Below are 19,520 nucleotides of genomic sequence, written 5' to 3' on the forward strand. Positions count from 1 at the left end.
GCGCGGCCTGGTGGACCTTCGTCTTAGAGGGCGGCTCCGGGGCGTTGTCAATCTTGCGCCCGGGGCATCGGCGTGCTGTGGTGCCGCTCGCTTCGGTGCCCTTCGTTCGAAGGGTGAAACGGGAATGCGGTGCGGCGAGCAATCGCCAAGTCCGCGGCTGCCCCCGCAACTGTAAGCGGACCGCTTCCGGTCACACCGCCACTGAGCACGGCGCAACAGCCGCTCGGGAAGGCGACCGGGACAATGTCCGCGAGCCAGGAGACCGGCCGAAGTCCTGAAACCATGCCATTCGACGGTGGGTCGAAGAAGGACACAGACATGCTGCACCGACCGCCGATCTGACGCGCGCCTCCGCTTCTTGCCGAGATATCCTGCCGTCGCCCGAACGAATCCGCGCGATCAGCTTCGCTGTCGTCGCCGCGACTTCGTTCGATCGTCCTCACTGCCCCGCGGAAGCGGCGGCAGCGCATTGCTATTGCCGAGCTTTCCGATGCACGCGCCCTTGCTCGATCCACGCATTCTTTCCGTTCCGCTGATCGATCCCACTCCCGAGGCTGAGCTGCGAGCACGTCTCGACGGCAAGGCGAAGCCACCGGGCTCGCTGGGCCGGCTCGAAGAACTCGCCGTGCAGCTCGGGCTGATCTGGCATCCGGCACCCCCGCGGGCCGAGCGTGCGTCTGTGTTCATTTTTGCTGGCGATCACGGTCTGGCTGCCGATCGGGTGTCGCCCTATCCGGCGAGCGTGACTCGCGCGATGGTCGAGGCGTATCTGGCGGACTGTGCCGGCGTGAATGTTCTGGCGAAAGCGGTCGCGACCGAGGTGCGGATCGTCGACGGCGGCATCGATGCCGATATGCCGCCACATCCCAAGCTGATCGATCGCAAGATCCGCCGCGGCACCCGCAACGCCCGCCACGAACCGGCAATGACTCACCAGGAGGCCGCGCGTGCCATCACGGCGGCGGCCGATCTGGTGCGCGAGGATGTCGCCGGCGGGCTCGACATCGTCGCGATCGGCGAGATGGGAATCGGTAACACCACTTCTGCCGCGTTGATCACCCACGCGCTGACGGGCGAGCCGATCTTCGATTGCGTCGGCCGCGGGGCTGGGATGGATGATGCCGGCGTCGCGCACAAGCGCGCCATCGTCGAACAGGCGGCGGCGCGGGCGCAGCCGACGGCGCCGCTGGACGTGCTCGCCGAATTCGGCGGCTTCGATATTGCGATGATGGCCGGCGCAGTGCTCGGCGCCGCGGCCTCGCGGCGGCCGGTGGTAATCGATGGCTTCATCGCCAGCGCGGCTGCGCTGCTCGCAGTGAGGCTGCAGCCCGCGGCGCGCGATTACTGCGTGTTCTCGCATCGCTCGGCCGAGCGCGGCCACCGCGTGCTGCTCGAAGCGATGCAGGCGACGCCGTATCTCGATCTCGGCTTGCGGCTGGGCGAGGGCACTGGCGCATTGATGACCGTGCCGTTGTTGCGCGCCGCCGCCGGCATCCTCAACGATCTCGCCGCGCTGTCGGACGTGCTGGCGGGCCGGCTCGGACCCCGACCGTGAGCCGGCAGTTCCAATCCCTGCTCAATGCCGTGCAGTTCATGACGCTGGTGCCGACGCCGCGCACCGCGCGTTTCGACGACGACTGGCTGCTGAGCGCATCGAAGTACTTTCCGCTGGTCGGCGCCGGGATCGGCTTGGTCTGCGGCGGCGTGCTGCTCGCAGGCTCGCTGATCTGGTCGGGGGTAGTGCCGGCGATGATGGCTGTGGCGGCGGGCGCGGCGCTCACCGGCGCGCTGCACGAGGATGGCATCGCGGACACCGCCGATGGCCTGTTCGGCGGCAGCACCCGCGAGCAGCGCCTGGCGCTGATCAAGGACAGCCGCCTTGGCCTCTATGGTGCGGTGGCGCTGGTCCTCAGTTTTGCGATCCGCGTCGCGGCGCTGGCGAGCCTGCCGCCGTGGCTCGGCGTCGCGACTCTGGTGGCCGGCTATAGTCTGGGGCGGACCGGCATCGTCGCGGCGATGTCGGCGCTGCCTTACGCCGGTGACGCAGCCACCGGCAAGCTGAGCTATCCGACCCGCGCGATCAGCAGCGCGGGCTGGTTCGGGCTGGCTGCGTTCAGCGTGCTCGGCGCTCTGTGGCTGGTCATGCTCAATCCGCCGGCAGCGATCGTCGGACTGCTCGCCGCGGGTGTGTTCGGTCTGGCGGCGCCGTGGATCGCGCTGCGCCTGATCGGCGGCTATCGCGGTGACGTGCTCGGCGCCACCGAACAGATGATCCAGATCGGCCTGTTGCTAGGCGTCGTGGCGATGGCTGGTCCTGGCTGAGTGATGCCGCTGCTGCCGATCACTGTCGACCGCGGACGCCGGCGCCTGCGGTGTTTCCTCTCAACTCCCTGCCATCGAGTAGTTTCATGACCGACGCCCATGTCGAGGAGCTCATCTCCCGGATCCAATTCACGCCGCGCGCGACCACTGGTCCGCGGCGCGCCCGCTCGCTGATGATCCAGGGCACCAGTTCGGACGTCGGCAAGAGCATGGTGGTCGCCGGGCTGTGCCGTGCCTTCACCCGGCGCGGGCTGGTGGTGCGGCCGTTCAAGGCGCAGAACATGAGCAACAATGCCGCGGTCGCATCCGACTCCGATCTGCCGCTCGGTCCGGACGGTGAGCTGGTCCGCGGTGAGATCGGCCGCGCCCAGGCGCTGCAAGCGCGCGCATGTCGCGTCGCGCCGTCGATCCACATGAACCCGGTGCTGCTGAAACCGCAGTCCGAGATCGGCGCCCAGGTGGTGCTGCGCGGACGCGTGCTCGGCAACTGCCCGGCGCGAATCTATCACCACATGCGGCAGCGGTTGATTCCGGCGGTGGTCGACAGCTTCGAGCGGCTCACCGCCGAGGCCGATCTGGTACTGGTCGAAGGTGCCGGCAGCGGCGCCGAGGTTTACTTGCGCGCCTCCGACATCACCAACATGCGGTTCGCCGAGGCGGCCGATCTGCCGGTCGTGTTCCTGTCGGATATCGATCGCGGCGGCACCATGGCGGCGCTGGTCGGCAGCTACGTGCTGCTGAGCGAGGGCGATCGGTCCCGAGTCGTCGGCTATCTGATCAACAAATTCCGCGGCGACTTCTCGCTGTTCGAGCCCGGCTGCAAAACGATCACGGCCGAGACCGGCTGGCCGTTCCTCGGCGTGCTGCGCTGGTTTCCCGGCGCCGACCGGCTGCCGGCCGAAGACTCGCTGGCGCTGGAGCGCGCCGCGGCGGCGAGCCGGGGTCGGCTCAAGATCGCGGTGCCGCGGCTGCAGCGCGTCGCCAATTTCGACGACCTCGATCCGTTGGTGGCCGAGCCCGACATCGACCTGCAGTGGATTCAGCCGGGCTCGCCGATTCCGGCCGATGTCGATGTCGTGGTGCTGCCGGGCTCGAAAGCGACCCGCACCGAGCTCGACCTGATCCGGCGCGAGGGCTGGGATATCGACATTCACGCTCATGTCCGCCGCGGCGGACGCGTCGTCGGGCTGTGCGCCGGCTTCCAGATGCTCGGCCGCGTGGTGCGCGATCCGCAAGGCATCGAAGGGCCTGCCGGCGAGACCGCGGGGCTCGGCCTGCTCGACATCGAGACCGAGATTTCCGGCGACAAGCGCCTGATCGAGATCGATGCGGTCGATCGGGTCAGCGGATGCCGTGTCGTCGGCTACGAGATGCATATGGGCCGCACCACCGGGCCAGGTTTGGCGCGGCCATGGCTGAGGCTCGAGGAGGGCGGTAGCGAGCGTCCCGAGGGCGCGGTATCGGCGGACGGCCGCGTCAGCGGCGGCTATCTGCACGGCATCTTCGGCGGCGATGCGTTCCGCGCCGCGTGGCTGGCGCAGCTCGGTGCGGCGTCCTCCGGGCTCGATTTCGAGCGCCGGGTCGAGGAGACGCTGGACGCGCTCGCCGATCATTGCGAAACCAATCTCGATCTCGATGCCTTGCTGGCGCTGGCGCGGTGAAGCGGCGTTCGCGTGGCGGAATAGGACGACGATGCGGAAGATCTTGTTGATCGGAATCGGGCCGGGCGGTCCGAACTACCTGACCGTTCAGGCGGTCGAGGCGCTGAACCGCGCCACCGTGTTCTTCATTCCCGACAAGGGAGACGAAAAGGCCGAGCTGCGCCTCGCGCGCGAGCAGATCTGCAAGCGTTTCATCACGGCGCCCGGCTATCGCTTCGTCACCATCGACATTCCGAAGCGCGAGGCGCAGCCGCAGGACTATCGCGCCACGGTGGATGATTGGCACGCCCAGATCGCGAGCCGCTTTCAGCAGGCGATGACCGAGCAACTGCCGGAGGACGGCTGCGGCGCGTTTCTGGTGTGGGGCGATCCGTCGCTGTACGACAGCACGATCCGTATTCTCGACCGGCTGCGCGGGTGCGGCATGGCGCTCGACTACGAGATCATTCCCGGCATCACCGCGGTGCAGGCGCTGACAGCGCGTCACGGCATCGCGCTCAACGGCATCGGTGAACCCGTCATGGTCACGACAGGGCGCAAGCTTGCCGCCGCGGGGCGTTGGTCGGGTGAAACAACGGTGGTGATGCTCGACGGCGAGGAGACTTTCGCCAAGATCGACGCCGAGGGCGCCGAGATCTTCTGGGGCGCCAATCTCGGCATGGACGATGAAGTGCTGGTGGCGGGCAAGCTCCCGGAGATAGCGCCGGAAATTCAGCGCGTCCGCCGCCAGGTGCGCGCCGCAAAGGGCTGGGTGATGGACATCTATCTGCTGCGCAAGGCAGAGGGGAAGACGTAAAGGCGCTCGCGCGCCGGCACGAGCTGTTGAAGCGGCTAAGGTGCGATCGGGCGATCCGGTGGCAGCCGTTTGTCGTGCCGATGCGGCACGGCGATGAGATGCGTCACCTTGGGCTCGGCATCAAATAGCCGGATCTGCTCTTGCAATACCCGATCGGCATTGGTGACGCGCTCGTGCTGGCGCAGATGTTCCAGCCATGAGGCAACCTTGAAGGTCTCGACAAAGCGTCCAGGATCGGCCGCATCCTCGAACACGCCCCATTGATACGCACCATCTCGGCGGCGCTGCCGGCTGAGATGCCGCACCGCGGCGAGAAACGCGGCGCGATCGTCCTTTCCAATCCGATACTCGACCGTGATCAGCACCGGCCCTTGATCCGGCTCGGCATCGATGCTGACGATCGGCGTCGGCCAGTGCATCGACGGCGACAGATCGACATCGGCGCCGGCCTTCAGTTTCCACCGCCATGTCGCCACGATGCCGAGCACCGCGCCCGCCGCAGCCGCGAAATGCGCGATCGGCAGCCCGAACGACGAGGCGATCTGGCCCCACAGCGCACTGCCTGCGGTCATCGCGCCGAAGAACACGGTGACGAACATCGCCAGGCCGCGTCCGCGCACCCAATCCGGCAGCACGACCTGCACCGAGACGTTCAGGCTGGCCAGCACCGCGATCCATGAGACGCCGGCGAGCAGGCACGCGGCGACGGCCAGTTCCATCTGTCGGGCGAGGCCGAGCATCACCAGGCACAGCGCAGTGCCGACCGTGCCGGCGGCGACCAGCCGGTCGGGGCCGAGCGCGGCCTTCAGCTTCGGCAACACGAGCGCACCGCCGATTGCACCGGCGCCGACGGCGCCGAGCAGGATGCCGTACAGCTCCGGGCCGCCGGCGATCCGCGACCGGGCCACCAGCGGCAGCAACGCCCAATAGGCGCTGGCGAAGAAGAAGAACGCCACCGCGCGCACCAGCGTCGCGCGCAGCTCGGTGTTGTGGCGGGCATGCCGGATGCCGGTGACCAGCGCTTCGATTAGCCGTTCCGGCGGCAGCGTGCCGCTGCGCGGATGAGCGGGGCGCCACCAGATCAGCGCGGCGATCACCGCAAGGTTGCTGACCGCGTTGATCCAGAACGGCGCGGCGATGCCGAGGCTGCCGATCGCGACGCCGCCCAGCGCCGGGCCGATCGCCCGGCTGATATTGATGCCGACGCCGTTGCTGGCGACCGCGGAGGCGAGGTCCTGCTTCGGCACCAGATCCGGCACGATCGATTGGAACGCGGGCGCGGCAAAAGCGGCGCCGGCGCCGAGCAGGAAGGTGAACAGCAGCAGTTGCGGCGGCGTCATCAGGCCGAGCCAGACCAGCGCGGCGCTGGCGCTGGCAAACAGCGTCAGGACGATCTGCACCACGATCAGAAACTTGCGCTTGTCGACAATGTCGGCGAGCGCGCCCGCCGGAATGGCGAACAGGAAGATCGGCAGGTTGGACGCGACCTGCACGAGCGCGACCTGCAGCGGGTCTGCCTCGAGGCTGGTCATTAACCAGCCGGAGGCGGCATTGAACATCCAGGTGCCGACGTTGGACACCACGGTGGCCGTCCACACCACCGTGAAGGCGATGTGGTGAAAGGCTGCCCAGGACGAGGGACGTGGCGGAGTCGCCGGCCGCTGGTCGCCTTCAACGCTGCTCATCGGTCCTCGCTGGGTTGAAGGCGCCCGTGATCTGTCCGGCGCTGGTTGCCAAAGCGGAAACCTAACGCGCCGCCGGCATGCAAGATTGCAGGACCTTGATGCGGTTTGAATGTTTGCGTGCGGCGCAAGCAGGGGGATCGCCCGTCATCAGGCTGCTGAAGCATGCGATCAGTGCTGACCGCTCAAAGCCCTGCGCTGAGATGTCGTCGTCAGCATGGGCAGGGCGCCGCGCGTTCGTGCAAGCGGCGACGGGTTCGTCCAAGCGATCGAAGCGCCGGCAGGGCATGATTGCGCCAGTTGCTTCAGCTCAGCCCCGAACTTGGAGAGTTCCGATGTCGAAACTGGATATGCTCACGCCCGAGAACAGCGCGATCGCGCTGATCGATTATCAGCCGGCGATGTATCAGGGCGTGCAGTCGCACGATCGTCTTGTGGTGTTCAACAACATCCAGATCCTCGCCAAGGCGGCGAAGCTGTTCAAGATTCCGACCGTGCTGACCACGGTGGCCAAGGATTCGTTCTCCGGCCCGTTCATGCCGGAAGTCACGGAGTTGTTTCCGAATCTCGACATCATCGACCGTACCTCGATGAATTCGTGGCTCGATCCGAATTTCCGTAAGGCCGTCGCCGCCACCGGCCGCAAGAAGTTCGTGATCGCCGGGCTGTGGACCGAAGCCTGCGTGATGTTCCCGACGCTCGACATGCTGAAGGAAGGCTACGAGATCTACATCCCGGCCGATGCCTGCGGCGATCTGTCGATGGAAGCGCACAACCGTTCGATGGAGCGGGCGATCCAGGCCGGCGCAGTGCCGATCACTTCCTGCCAGTACGCGTTCGAACTGCAGCAGGACTGGGCGCGCTCGGAGACCTATGAGGGCATGATGGACATCCTGCGAGCGCACTCGCCCTACGGCATCCAGATCCGCTTCTCCAAGTGGGCGCTCGGCGAACACGCCTCCGAGGGCGGCACCAAGGCCGCTTGATCTGGCCGGCGCGGGGAGAGCACGATGAAAGTGTATCTGCTGTCGCTCGGTGCCGGCCTGTTGGTCGGCGTCATCTACAGCCTGCTCAACGTGCGCTCGCCCGCGCCGCCGCTGGTGGCGCTGATCGGACTGCTCGGCATTCTGGCCGGCGAGCAGATCGTGCCGGTGGCGCGCCAGATCATCTCCGGCCACAGCCTTGCGGCCGCGTGGCGCGACGCCAGGTGCACGCCGCACATCTTCGGCATGCTGCCGGGGCGCCGCGCCGCCGACGCGTCCACGACTTCCGAACCGCACCAGATGGAGAAGCACTCATGAGCAACGCGCCCGACGTCATCCTGCATCGCGGCCTGTTCACGACGCTGGACCGGAGCAACCCGACCGCCAGTGCGGTGGCGATCACGGACGGGCGGTTCACGGCGGTCGGCCACGATCGCGATGTCCTGCCGCTCGCAGGTCCGTCGACGCGCGTCATCGATCTGAAGGGCCTGCGGGTGCTTCCCGGCCTAATCGACAACCATCTCCACATCATCCGCGGCGGCCTGAACTTCAACATGGAGCTGCGCTGGGACGGCGTGCGTTCGCTCGCCGATGCGATGGGCATGCTGAAGCGTCAGGTGGCGATCACGCCACCGCCGCAATGGGTGCGCGTGGTCGGTGGCTTTACCGAGCACCAGTTCGCCGAGAAGCGGCTGCCGACCATCGACGAACTCAACGCCGTGGCGCCGGACACGCCGGTGTTCCTGCTGCATCTCTATGACCGCGCGATCCTCAACGGCGCGGCGCTGCGCGCGGTCGGCTACACCAAGGACACGCCGGAACCGCCCGGCGGCGAGATCACCCGTGATGCCAATGGCAATCCCACCGGCCTGCTGCTCGCCAAGCCGAATGCCAACATCCTCTACGCGACACTGGCAAAGGGCCCGAAGCTGCCGTTCGACTATCAGGTCAATTCCACCCGCCACTTCATGCGCGAACTGAACCGGCTCGGCGTCACCGGTGCGATCGACGCCGGCGGCGGTTTCCAGAATTATCCCGACGATTACGCAGTGATCCAGAAGCTCGACGAGGAGGGGCTGCTGACGATCCGGCTCGCCTATAATCTGTTTACGCAGAAGCCGAAGGGCGAGAAGGACGATTTCCTCAACTGGACCAAGACCTCTAAATACAAGCAGGGCAACGATTACTTCCGGCACAACGGCGCCGGCGAGATGCTGGTGTTCTCGGCGGCCGACTTCGAGGATTTCCGTGTACCACGCCCCGACATGCCGCCGGAGATGGAAGGCGAGCTCGAAGAGGTGGTGCGCATCCTGGTGCAGAACAAATGGCCGTGGCGTCTGCACGCGACCTACGACGAGACGATCTCGCGCGCGCTCGACGTGTTCGAGAAGGTGAACCAGGACACGCCGCTCGACGGTCTGCACTGGTTCTTCGATCATGCCGAAACGATTTCGGACCGCTCGATCGACCGGATCGCAGCGCTCGGCGGCGGGATCGCCGTGCAGCACCGGATGGCGTATCAGGGCGAGTATTTCGTCGAGCGCTACGGCTTCGGCGCCGCGGAGGCGACCCCGCCGGTGAAGCGCATTCTCGACAGCGGCGTCAAGGTCTCCGCCGGCACCGATGCGACCCGGGTCGCTTCGTACAATCCGTGGGTGTCGCTGTCCTGGCTGGTGACCGGCCGCACCGTCGGCGGCCTGCGGATCACGCCGCAGCGAAACTGCCTCGACCGCGAGACCGCGCTGCGGATGTGGACCGAGAACGTCACCTGGTTCTCCAACGAGGAAGGCAACAAGGGGCGCATCGCCGTCGGCCAGCTCGCCGACGTGGTGGTGCCCGACCGCGACTACTTCTCCTGCAGCGAAGCCGAGATCGCCGATACGACCGCACTGCTGACGATGGTCGGCGGCAAGGTGGTGTATGGCGCCGGCGAGTTCGCCGGTCTCGACGACAGCGCGCCGCCGCCGGCGATGCCGGATTGGTCGCCGGTGCGCCGGTTCGGCGGCTACGCCGCCTGGGCGGACGATGAAAGTGCGGCCGGCAAGGTCGCGGTACAGGCGATGACGTCGTGCGGCTGCGCCAACAGCTGCACGCTGCATGGCCACGATCACGCCACCGCGTGGTCGAGCAAGCTGCCGGTCTCCGATCTGAAGAGCTTCTGGGGCGCGCTGGGCTGCGCTTGCTGGGCGGTGTGAGGTGAGGCCGGCTGACGAGCCGAGGTGGGCGGCGACGATCCTGTCATCGCCGCTGCTCTGGCACGCCGCGCGGTTCGCGCTGGTGTCCGCCTATCTGCTCGGCGGCGTGGTGAAGCTGTTCGACTTCGCCGGGGCTGTGGCCGAGCAGGAGAGGTTCGGCCTGCATCCCGGCTGGCTGTGGGCATCGCTCGCCATCATCGTTGAACTGGGGGGCTCGCTCCTGGTGCTCGCCGATCGGCTGGTCTGGTTTGGTGCCGGCGCGCTTGGCGTCCTGACCTTCGTGGCGATGCTGACGGCGAATGCGTTCTGGTCCGCGCCTGCAGCGGATCGTGGGATGCAGGCCAACGCCTTCTTTGAACATCTCGGACTGATCGCCGGCTTCGTGCTGGTGGCGATGCTGTCCGACCAACGGCGATCGACGTCCTGATATTGGCGAGGAGACTTCCGTGAAACAGATCTCGAAACCCCTTCTGCTGCTGGCGATCGCCGCCGTGCTGAGTTCGCCGGTGGCAGCGAAGGAAGCGCGCCATGCCACCCCATCGGTTGCGGTCGCGCCGCAATACGACACCACACATGTCTATGTGGCACCCGAGGACGTCGATAAATTCGTGGCGAGCTTTCTCGCCACCTTCGGTGGCAAGAGCACCAAGCAGGTGGTCGCAACCGTGACGCCGACGCCGAGCAGCACGACCTCGCAGTTGCTGCAGACCCCGGTGGGCACGGTGTCGTTGTTCGGGTTCAAGACACCGATCCCATATCCGTTCGGCGCTGAGCGCAACGGCTATCTGGTCAGCGATATCGATGTGGCGATCAGGCAGGCGCGCGCAGCGGGCGCGTCCGTGATCGTGTCGACCTTCCCGGATCCGATCGGACGCGACGCGGTGGTGCAGTGGCCCGGCGGGGTCAACATGCAGCTGTACTGGCACACGACCAAGCCGGATTATGCCGCATTCACTTCGGTTCCGGAGAACCGGGTGTATGTCGCGGCCGATCGGGCCGAGGCGTTCGTGCGCAGCTTCGTCAAGTTCTCGCACGGCCGGGTCGTGTCGGACAGCAGCGTCGCATCCGGCGCCGAGGTTGGGAAACCCGACGCCAAGATCAAGCGAATCCGGATCGAGTCCGCATTCGGCAAGATGACCGTGTTCGTCACCGACGGGCATTTGCCGTATCCTTACGGCCACGAGACCACGGGCTATGAAGTCGCCGATCTGGATGCGACGATGGCCAAGGCGAAGGAAGCAGGGGTGACGGTGCTGGTGCCGCCTTATTCGTTCGAGGACCGCAAGGCCGCGATGCTGCAATTCCCCGGCGGCTACGTGGCCGAGATCCACGCCGCGGCGCAGCGGCACGCGGCGGCGGCCGAGTGACGGCGGTCGGCGGAGAGCGCGGGGAAGTTCGGCGTGCGGTGCGCGTCCGCTCGGCGCTGCTGGCCTCCGTCGCGCTCATCGCCTTCGGCGGTCTCGCCTGCGCGGCCGACGATGCGCCGGCGCGGCCGGCGATCCAGTCCAACCGCTGGGCCGAGGATTGGTCGGTGCTGGCCGATCCGAAGCTGCGGACCGAGCCGTTCGATTCCCTCAAATACGTGCCGCTGTGGGTGTCCGATCCGAAGAGCTATGTGTCGTTCGGCGCCAATCTGCGCGAGCGGTTCGAGTTCAACGACGCCCCGGCGTTCGGCACAGCCGGCAATGCCCGCGACAGCTATGTCATTCAGCGTCTGCAGGTCCATGCCGACGTGCATTTCGATGCCAATTGGCGGGCGTTCGTCCAGCTCGAGGACGATCGGGCGTTCGATAAACTGAATGTCACCTCGGTCGATCAGGATCGGGTCGACCTGCGGCTGGCGTTTCTCGAATACACCAAGCAGTTCTCCGGCGGACTGCTCAAGGCCCGAGTCGGCCGGCAGGACTTCGCCTTCGACCTGCAGCGTTTCGTGTCGTCGCGCGACGGCCCCAACGTGCGGCAGTCGTTCGACGCTGTGTGGGCCGATTGGGAGACCGGCACCTGGCGGTTCATCGGCTTCGTCAGCCGGCCGGTGCAGTATTTCGACGATCGGCCGTTCGACGATCGCTCGTCGGATCAGTTCCGTTTCAGCACGCTCCGCATCGAACGCAAGGTGCTCGGCAATAACGAGCTGTCGGCGTACTATTCGCTGTATGAGCGCGCCGGCGCGCGTTATCTCGACGCCACCGGCGATGAGCGCCGGCATATTTTCGACATCCGCTTTGCCGGCAAGCAGGGCCCGCTCGATTGGGACCTCGAAGCGATGGGGCAGACCGGGCAGGTAGGCGCCTCGGCGGCGCGCGCCTGGGCGGTGGGAGCCCGCGCCGGCTACACGCTGCCGGCCGTCTGGCAGCCACGGCTCGGATTGCAGTTCGATGCTGCATCCGGCGACGACCGACCGAACGACGGCGTCGTCGGCACCTTCAATCCACTGTTCCCGAACGGCTATTACTTCACGCTGGCGGGCTTCACCGGCTATGCGAACCTCGTCCATCTCAAGCCGTCGATCACCGTGTCGCCGGCGAGCCGGCTGAAGCTGATGGCGGCGGTCGGCCTGCAATGGCGCGCCACGACGGCGGACGCGATCTACGTGCAGCCGAACGTCCCGGTGTCCGGCACCGCCGGCGTTGGCAGCGCCTGGACCGGCGCCTACGGCCAACTCCGCGTCGACTACGCCTTCGACGCACATCTCACCGGCGCGATCGAAGCAGTGCATTTCGAGGTCGGCGACACCATCCGCACCGCCGGTGGCCGCAGCAGCGATTATCTCGGCGCGCAGTTGCAATACGGTTGGTAGGAGCCAGGTAAAACGCAACGGCCCGGCGCGACGACGGGTCGGGCCGCTGCTTGGTTGCCGCGGGGCCTTATTCCTTCACGAACGCCAGCAGGTCGGCGTTGAGCACGTCGGCATGGGTGGTGAGCATGCCGTGCGGATAGCCCGGATAGGTCTTCAGCTTGCCGTTCTTCAGCAGCTTGACCGAAAGCTTGGCGGAGTCCTCGATCGGCACGATCTGATCGTCCTCGCCGTGCAGCACCAGTGTCGGGACGGTGATGGCCTTCAGATCGTCGGTCTGGTCGGTCTCGGAGAACGCCTTGATGCCGTCATAGTGGGCCTTGGCGCTACCCATCATGCCCTGGCGCCACCAGTTGTTGACGACGCCCGGCATCGTCTTCGCATCGGGTCGGTTGAAGCCATAGAACGGGCCGGCCGGGACATCGAGGAAGAATTGCGCGCGGTTGCCGGCGAGCGCCTTGCGGAAGCCGTCGAACACTTCGATCGGCAGGCCGCCGGGGTTCTTCTCGGTTTTCAGCATCAGCGGCGGCACGGCAGACACCAGCACGGCCTTGGCGACGCGACCCTGCGGCTCACCGAACTTGGCGACGTAACGCGCCACTTCACCGCCGCCGGTCGAGTGACCGATGTGCACGGCCTTCTTGAGGTCGAGATGCTCGGCGACTGCGGATGCGTCGGCCGCGTAGTGATCCATGTCGTGGCCGGTGTCGACTTGAGACGAGCGGCCATGACCGCGGCGATCATGAGCGACCACGCGATAACCGTTGGCCAGGAAGAACAGCATCTGTGCGTCCCAATCGTCGGACGACAGCGGCCAGCCGTGATGAAAGACGATCGGCTGGGCCTGCTTCGGGCCCCAATCCTTGTAGAAGATGTCGACGCCGTCCTTGGTCTTGACGAATCCGCTGCTCATTCCGTGGTCTCCTTGTGAAGGTCGCTGAGGGTGGACCGGCTGTGCGCTGGCGGTGCCGGGAACAAGGGCGATGCAGGCGGCACCCACGATCGCATCGCGTCGGGTGATATGGAGGGCGCGGGGAGTCGGCGCTCGTGACGATCGCGCCACATCTTCCTGATCAGGGCTGCTCATTGTTGGTTTCCATATCGAGGTGCTTGGCAGAACACGCTCTCACGCCGCTGCGACAGTGAGTACGGCGTCGAGGATCACGTCCGCGACAGCCTGAGGCTGCGACAGAATGGACAGGTGACTAGCCTTCAGCTCGGTGGTCTTGGCATTCAGGCGAACGGCGAGTTCGCGTTCGAGCTCGATGCTGACGATGCGGTCGTCGGTCGAGACGATGTACCAGTTCGGCCGGGTTTCCCATGCCGCCTTGGTGATCTTGTCGGCGAAGGTGGTGGTCGGCAGCGGCGGCTGCAGCACCGCCAGCACGCGCGCGTCGTCTTGCGACAGATCCTGCGCGACATCGTTGATCCAGCCTGCTTCGCTGAGCTTGAGATGGCCATGGCCGTCGTCGACGATCTGGCTCAGGCCCGGCGGAGGCGGGTGCGAGCCGACCAGATCGCCGACCGACTCGCCGACCTTCGGCGGCAGCGCGGCAACGAAGACGAGGGCTTTGACCTTCGGGTCGTTGCCGGCCTGGGTAATCACAGCGCCGCCCCAGCTGTGGCCCACCAGGACGACGTCGCCTTGGATGCTATCCAGCACGATCCTTGTGGCTTCGACGTCGGCGGCGAGGGACGTGGTCGGGTTCTGCACTGCGACCACCGGAATGCCCCGGCTGAGGAGATGCGGGATCACGAGCCGCCAGCTCGATCCATCGGCCCAGGCGCCATGCACCAGAACCACCGTGGGAGAGGATGAACCGGGCATCGCGTGACTCCTGATTAAGACTGCATCTCAGCCAGCCTGATCTACGGCCTCTGTGCCTCCGGCTCTTGTCGGTTCGCACGAGAACTTGGATGTTCGGATGATGGACCCGCGTCGTCGTCGGGCAGGCTCGGATACTCGCCTGGACTGAACCGCGCGGTAACCGGATTTAAGCCGGTCGCGGGAGCGTGAACTGAAAACGCGCGCCGTGCGGTTTCAGCGAGGTGGCGAGCAGCCGGCCGCCATGGGCTTCGACGATCGATTTGCTGATCGACAGGCCCATCCCCATGCCTTGCGGCTTGGTGGTGACCAGCGCCTCGAACAGCTGATCGATCCGATCATCATCGAAGCCGAGGCCGTTATCGGTGACGCTGACAGTTACGTTGGCCGGATCGCTGGTGTCGCTGGCGACCGTGAGGATCCGGCGGCCTTCGATCGTCGCCATCGACTCGATCGCATTCATCGTCAGGTTGAGCAGCACCTGTTGGAGCTGAACCTTATTGCCGAGAACAACAGCATCGCCGCTGTCCAGCCGGATTTCGAGATGGATATTGTGGTGGCGCAGCTCGCTCTGAATGATCGAGAGGATTTCCCGTGCCACGTCGTTGATGTCGACCGGCACCATTTGCGGCGTCGACTTCACCGCCAGCCCGCGAATGGTCTGAACCACGTCCGCGGCACGGCGGCCGTTTTCGATCACCCGGCTTGCGGCATTCTTGGCCTCGGCGAGCGACGGCTGTTCGTTGTTGAGCCAGCGCAGGCAGACGTCGGCATTGGTGATGATGGCGGTGAGCGGCTGATTGATTTCATGGGCGATCGAAATCACCAATTCGCCGATTGCGGTCAGCCGCGACATTCGCATCAATTCGGACTGTGATTTCTGCAGGGCGTCGACCAGCGCGTCCTTCTCTTCGAGGAAAGCGTTCTTCAATGACATCGCCGCCTGCGACGACAGCAGCTTGAGCACCGACAGCTTGCCCGGCGTGAACACGCCGGCGGTGAGGTTGTTCTCCAGGAAAATAATGCCGATCAGCTTGCTGCGCTTCATCAGCGGGAGGCACAAGATCGACCTCGCCTTCAGCCGCGCCACGTAAGGGTCGTCGGCAAATCGGCTGCCAAGAGCGTCGTCGATCGTGATTGCTTCGCCGGTGCGGGCGACGAGGTTGACGATCGACCGGGGCACTTCGTCGGTCGACGCGATGTCGTCGCGTAGGGCGACCTCGATCCCGGCTGCGGCGGTCCTGGCTTCGGCGCGGATCGACAGATCGTCGTCCTGCGGCAGGATCAGCAGACCACGTTGCGCGCCGGCGTGCTCGAGCACCAACGTCATCAGGGTTTCCATCAGCCGAGGCACGCCGGATTCGTTGGAGACGGCCTCGGAGGTGCGCAGCACCGCGGCGAGATCGAAACTCTCGGCAATGCTGGAGGGAACCTGAGCCGATGCCGAAAGCGCGGCGGCGACGTCGGGATACACGCGATCGATCTGCGCGGCCTTGGCGAAGGCGCCCCATTGCTGATAGCCGTCGCGCGCCTTGGCGAGATGGGCGTGGTAGGCGGTGTCGAGTCCCTGCTGGCGGCAGAAGCAGGCCGCGAGTTCATGGGCGATGGCTTCGACCTGTGAGACCCGGCCGCGGTGCGACGACGAGATCGCCTGCTGATACAGCCGCAGCGCCTCGAACGGGCGGTGCTGCAGCCGCGCGATCTCGGCCTCCAGCAGTGCACGCGCTCCTTTGTAGTTTTCGGGATTGTGGACTTCCCAGGTGGCCATCTGTCGATGCGCGTCGGCCAGGAGTTCGGCCAGCTCGACATGCGGCGCCGGAGGCGTGGCCGAATCCATATTGGCGGCGCTGATCACGCCGACATAGAAATAGTAGATCGAATATTCGTGATGACCGACGGTGCTCCACAGCAGCGGCTGAGCCTTGCGCAGCGCTGCGAATGCCGCGACGTAATCACCGGCGAAGTACAGCGCCTGCATCTTGCGGATCCAGAACCAGCACAATGCGATGTCGAGGCTGCGGTTCGCTGCAAGCTCACTGGCGAATTGGTCTTCATCGAAGCCCTCGCTGCTGAGTGAGCCGAGCGCATCGGTATCGCCGCGCAGCGACCGCAGAAATTGGAGCTGCGTGGTGATGATGTAGACGATCAAGCCGAATTTTGCGCGCTTCATCAGCGCAAGCCGGGCGGCGGCCTCGACCTCGACTTCGTCCAGCGGGTCGCCGGCCGACAGTCGATTGGTGATCAACGTGCAGGACGAGAACCCCGCATAAGTCAGATCGCCGGTCTCGTTGGCTTCCTCGAACGCACGGCGCAGATAGGGTTGCGCTTCGTTGAGCGCGCGGGCCCAGGGCAGCACATGAGCGCCGTAAGTCAGATGGACGCGCGCTTTGTATTGGCTGAGGCCGCGGGATTCGACCAAGCGGAGCCCGAGGTCGCCAAATTTGAGCGCGGTGGCGTAGTCGCCGAAGCAGGGGCCGACGACCATGCCGAGATACGCGTAGGCGAGAGCCGAGGCGTCGGTGTTGCCGTGCTGGATGCTCAGATTGGCCATCCGGGACAGCAGCAGGCACACCAAGTTGAGATCGGTGAAGAACGCGGGCGCCAGCGCTGCCGTCATGACCGAGAGCGCCGCCGATCGCGAGCGGTCCGTCGAGGTCGGAAGATCGAGCAGGGACTCGATGCTGCGGCTGCCGATGCGCTGGGTCAGCAGTCGATATTCGGCGCTGGCCTCCTGGCGATCCGGATGCCGCGACCAGACGATGCCGACATTGTGCAGATATCCGAGACAAGCCTCGATCGCCAAATCGCTGCGATCCATCGCGGTGTAGAGCGTGATCTGCAGGGCAACCACGGCGGCAATTGCGACGTCGCCACGCGCTTTGGTGACGAGGTGGCGCAGCCGCTCGTCAGCTTCTATCAGGGCGCCGGTCAAAAACTCGCATTCGGCGAGCAGATATTCGACGTCGTAGGCCAGATCGGGCTGCCCGGTCCATCGCTCCTCGCCGAGCAGGGAAAGCGCGGCCGCGAGATAGACCCGCGCCGAACTGTAGGCGATCGCCTTTTTGGCCGCGCGGCCCGCTTCGAGATTGTAGCTTGCCGCCAGAACCATCTCCGAGCGCGACGACAGCAGCGGGGCGCCGAGATTGTAGTGGTTGGCGATGCTGAAGAGGGCGTCCGACGAGGTTGGAACGGTGTTGGCGAAGTGCCGTGCGATGGCGAGATGCTCGGCCGGCAGATCCGAAGCATTGATCAGCCGGTAAGCGGCCTCGCGCACGCGGTCATGCACGAAGCGGTAATCGTCCTCGGTGCGGAGCAGCAGTTCGTTGGCGACGAGGTCCTTCAGCGCCTCGTGGACATCCTCCACGGTGATGTCGCGGAGCTGCGCCAGCAGGCACGCTTCGGCGCTCATGCCGAGGGCGGAGAACGTCTGCAGCACCTCCCGGGTTCGAGCTGGGAGCCGGTGGAGCTTGCGGCTCATCAGATCGACGACGTTGTCGGTGAAGCCCTTCTCGTCGATCAGATCGACGTTCCAGATCCACTCGTGGTGCATCAGATGGAAGCTGACGAGCTGCTCGTCGAGCAGGGACGAAAAGAACTGGATCGCGAAAAACGGATTGCCGCCGGTCTTGCGATGGATCAGCGCCGCCAGCGGAGCGACGTGGTCCGGCTCGGCGCGCAGAACGTCGGCGACCAGCGCACAGACGTCGTCTGCGCCGAGCGAAGCGAGGCGGATCTCCTCGATATGCGAAACGCTGTGCCTGATCTCGGCCAGCGCGCAGGAGAGCGGATGGCCATCGTCCACCTCATTGTCGCGGTAGGCGCCGACGACCAGAAGATGACGGGTGTCGATGTCCTGCGCCAGCCGCACCAGAAATTCGGAGGTCGCCTTGTCGAGCCATTGCAGGTCGTCGAGAAACAGCACCAGCGGATGCTCGGCGCGCGCGATGGCGGCGAGGAAGCGGGCCAGCACGGCCTCGAACAGGCTCTTGCTCTCCTGCGGCGGCAAGTCCGGCAGCGTCGGCTGATCGCCGATCACCAGAGCGAGATCGGGGACGAGATTGACCATCAGCTCGCCGTGCTCGCCGACGGCCTCCTGCAGCGCCGTGCGCCATTGGTCCAACTCTCCGCAGTCGAGGCCGAGGATCTGTCGTACCAGGGATCGAAATGCTTGGGCCAGCGTGGCGAACGGGATATCGCGCTTGTACTGATCGAATTTGCCGGCGATGAACCAGCCATTGGTCGGCGCGAGACTCTTGCGCAGCTCATTGACCACCGATGATTTGCCGGCGCCGGAATAACCAGAGATCAGGACCCATTCGGTGGTGCCGGTCGAGGCTGCGCGGTGATAGGCGGACAGGATCGCGTTGATCTCGGTCTCGCGGCCGTACAGCTTCTCGGGCATCCGGACGATGCCTGCGGCGTCGTGCTCGGTCAGACGGACGCCGGCGGTTGTGCCGCAGGTCTCCCAGGCGGCGAGGCAAGCACGCAGATCGCGCTCGACGCCGATCGCAGTCTGGTAACGGTTGTCGGCGGATTTCTCGAGCAGCCGCAATGCGATCCGTTCGATCGCCATCGTGGCCGCAGAAGCGTTCGGCAACGGGTTTGGTTTGCGGGCGATGTGATAGTGAATCCATTGGCCCGGGCTCGAGGCGAAGAACGGCAGACTGCCCGAGGCCAGCATCTGGTAGAGCAGGATGCCGAACACATAGAGATCGCTCCGCGAATCGATCGAGCGATTGAGGCGCCCGGTCTGCTCCGGCGACATGTAGGTCGCAGATCTGATCTCAGCCCCGACGATGTCGGGCCGCTCACGGTGGAGCCGCGAGGCGCAGGCGAGGCAGGTCAACCAAACCTGGTCGGACGGATCGACCCAGACCGCATCCGGGCTCAGATTGCGGTGGATCAGGCCCTTGCCGTGGATGTGTCCGAGCGCCTGGGCGATGCCGATGGCCCAACGTAACAGCCGCGCCACCGGCAGCGGCTGCCCGAGCTTCTCGGTCAGCGGCTGGGCGTCGTGATCGTCGATGATCAGCGCGGTGCGGCCGTCGATCGTCACCAGGTCGCGCGGGCGGAGGACGTAGTCAGGATCGAGATCGCGGGTGAGGGCGAATTCGCGGGCGAGCTGCTGCGCCGCCGGCGGATCGTCGAGATCGGCCATCACCACGAGGCTGGGCGGAGCCATGCTGTCGGCTCGGCGCCGAAAGACACTGAAGCCGCCTTCGCGCCGCACCAACTCCATCGGGGCGTCGATCTGTTTCACGG

14 protein-coding genes and 1 riboswitch are annotated in these 19,520 nt (G+C 65.9%); of the genes, 10 read left to right on the forward strand and 4 right to left on the reverse strand.

What is annotated here, in order from left to right:
* The first annotated feature begins 76 nt into the window (after positions 1 to 76).
* Positions 77 to 285, forward strand: a riboswitch (cobalamin riboswitch).
* Between the two features lie 205 nt (positions 286 to 490).
* The 4 genes from cobT to cobF all read left to right on the forward strand — a co-directional run bounded on the left by cobT (position 491) and on the right by cobF (position 4,779).
* On the forward strand, positions 491 to 1,555 hold the full coding sequence (gene cobT, locus DY468_RS04025; protein ID WP_164602607.1) for a nicotinate-nucleotide--dimethylbenzimidazole phosphoribosyltransferase: 1,065 nt from the start codon (positions 491 to 493) through the stop codon (positions 1,553 to 1,555).
* Complete coding sequence (locus DY468_RS04030) at positions 1,552 to 2,322, forward strand: adenosylcobinamide-GDP ribazoletransferase (protein ID WP_164602608.1); 771 nt, start codon at positions 1,552 to 1,554, stop codon at positions 2,320 to 2,322. The genes cobT and DY468_RS04030 overlap by 4 nt, the downstream gene beginning before the upstream one ends.
* 86 nt (positions 2,323 to 2,408) lie before the next feature.
* Positions 2,409 to 3,983, forward strand: a complete 1,575-nt coding sequence (locus DY468_RS04035; RefSeq protein WP_164602609.1) for a cobyric acid synthase — start codon at positions 2,409 to 2,411, stop codon at positions 3,981 to 3,983.
* 31 nt (positions 3,984 to 4,014) lie between these two features.
* Complete coding sequence (cobF, locus tag DY468_RS04040) at positions 4,015 to 4,779, forward strand: precorrin-6A synthase (deacetylating) (RefSeq protein ID WP_164602610.1); 765 nt, start codon at positions 4,015 to 4,017, stop codon at positions 4,777 to 4,779.
* Positions 4,780 to 4,814: 35 nt separating this feature from the next.
* Here cobF and DY468_RS04045 read toward each other — a convergent pair whose 3' ends face one another.
* On the reverse strand, positions 4,815 to 6,464 hold the full coding sequence (locus tag DY468_RS04045; RefSeq protein ID WP_164602611.1) for an MFS transporter: 1,650 nt from the start codon (positions 6,462 to 6,464) through the stop codon (positions 4,815 to 4,817).
* Between the two features lie 332 nt (positions 6,465 to 6,796).
* Between DY468_RS04045 and DY468_RS04050 the strand changes: the two genes are divergently transcribed.
* From DY468_RS04050 to DY468_RS04075, 6 genes are read left to right on the forward strand one after another with little or no spacing between them, the layout of a single operon-like run.
* Positions 6,797 to 7,447, forward strand: a complete 651-nt coding sequence (locus tag DY468_RS04050) for a hydrolase (protein ID WP_012495662.1) — start codon at positions 6,797 to 6,799, stop codon at positions 7,445 to 7,447.
* Positions 7,448 to 7,471: 24 nt separating this feature from the next.
* Positions 7,472 to 7,762, forward strand: coding sequence for a XapX domain-containing protein (locus tag DY468_RS04055; RefSeq protein ID WP_114358350.1), 291 nt, complete (start codon positions 7,472 to 7,474; stop codon positions 7,760 to 7,762).
* Positions 7,759 to 9,639 carry an amidohydrolase gene (locus DY468_RS04060; RefSeq protein ID WP_164602613.1) on the forward strand — a complete coding sequence of 627 codons (1,881 nt, stop codon included), beginning with the start codon at positions 7,759 to 7,761 and terminating at the stop codon, positions 9,637 to 9,639. The genes DY468_RS04055 and DY468_RS04060 overlap by 4 nt, the downstream gene beginning before the upstream one ends.
* A 1-nt stretch (position 9,640) precedes the next feature.
* On the forward strand, positions 9,641 to 10,066 hold the full coding sequence (locus DY468_RS04065; RefSeq protein ID WP_164602615.1) for a DoxX family protein: 426 nt from the start codon (positions 9,641 to 9,643) through the stop codon (positions 10,064 to 10,066).
* A 19-nt stretch (positions 10,067 to 10,085) separates the two neighbouring features.
* Complete coding sequence (locus DY468_RS04070) at positions 10,086 to 11,006, forward strand: VOC family protein (RefSeq protein ID WP_164602617.1); 921 nt, start codon at positions 10,086 to 10,088, stop codon at positions 11,004 to 11,006.
* Complete coding sequence (locus DY468_RS04075) at positions 11,003 to 12,436, forward strand: alginate export family protein (protein ID WP_164602619.1); 1,434 nt, start codon at positions 11,003 to 11,005, stop codon at positions 12,434 to 12,436. The genes DY468_RS04070 and DY468_RS04075 overlap by 4 nt, the downstream gene beginning before the upstream one ends.
* A gap of 67 nt (positions 12,437 to 12,503) precedes the next feature.
* On the opposite strand, the gene DY468_RS04080 is transcribed toward DY468_RS04075, so the two are convergent.
* The 3 genes from DY468_RS04080 to DY468_RS04090 all read right to left on the reverse strand — a co-directional run bounded on the left by DY468_RS04080 (position 12,504) and on the right by DY468_RS04090 (position 19,518).
* Positions 12,504 to 13,346, reverse strand: a complete 843-nt coding sequence (locus DY468_RS04080) for an alpha/beta fold hydrolase (protein ID WP_011157660.1) — start codon at positions 13,344 to 13,346, stop codon at positions 12,504 to 12,506.
* A gap of 213 nt (positions 13,347 to 13,559) precedes the next feature.
* On the reverse strand, positions 13,560 to 14,261 hold the full coding sequence (locus tag DY468_RS04085; protein ID WP_164602621.1) for an alpha/beta fold hydrolase: 702 nt from the start codon (positions 14,259 to 14,261) through the stop codon (positions 13,560 to 13,562).
* Positions 14,262 to 14,427: 166 nt separating this feature from the next.
* Positions 14,428 to 19,518, reverse strand: coding sequence for a trifunctional serine/threonine-protein kinase/ATP-binding protein/sensor histidine kinase (locus DY468_RS04090; protein ID WP_349644241.1), 5,091 nt, complete (start codon positions 19,516 to 19,518; stop codon positions 14,428 to 14,430).
* Positions 19,519 to 19,520 lie beyond the last annotated feature (2 nt).

The organism is Rhodopseudomonas sp. BR0M22 (assembly GCF_010907035.1).
Lineage (GTDB): Bacteria > Pseudomonadota > Alphaproteobacteria > Rhizobiales > Xanthobacteraceae > Rhodopseudomonas.

Bases quoted from the DNA above. Each gene is read 5' to 3' on its own strand.
- DY468_RS04060 (WP_164602613.1), top strand. From the start codon at position 7,759: ATGAGCAACGCGCCCGACGTCATCCTGCATCGCGGCCTGTTCACGACG.
- DY468_RS04085 (WP_164602621.1), bottom strand. From the start codon at position 14,261: ATGCCCGGTTCATCCTCTCCCACGGTGGTTCTGGTGCATGGCGCCTGG.
- cobF (WP_164602610.1), top strand. From the start codon at position 4,015: ATGCGGAAGATCTTGTTGATCGGAATCGGGCCGGGCGGTCCGAACTAC.
- DY468_RS04055 (WP_114358350.1), top strand. From the start codon at position 7,472: ATGAAAGTGTATCTGCTGTCGCTCGGTGCCGGCCTGTTGGTCGGCGTC.
- cobT (WP_164602607.1), top strand. From the start codon at position 491: ATGCACGCGCCCTTGCTCGATCCACGCATTCTTTCCGTTCCGCTGATC.
- DY468_RS04045 (WP_164602611.1), bottom strand. From the start codon at position 6,464: ATGAGCAGCGTTGAAGGCGACCAGCGGCCGGCGACTCCGCCACGTCCC.
- DY468_RS04080 (WP_011157660.1), bottom strand. From the start codon at position 13,346: ATGAGCAGCGGATTCGTCAAGACCAAGGACGGCGTCGACATCTTCTAC.
- DY468_RS04035 (WP_164602609.1), top strand. From the start codon at position 2,409: ATGACCGACGCCCATGTCGAGGAGCTCATCTCCCGGATCCAATTCACG.
- DY468_RS04050 (WP_012495662.1), top strand. From the start codon at position 6,797: ATGTCGAAACTGGATATGCTCACGCCCGAGAACAGCGCGATCGCGCTG.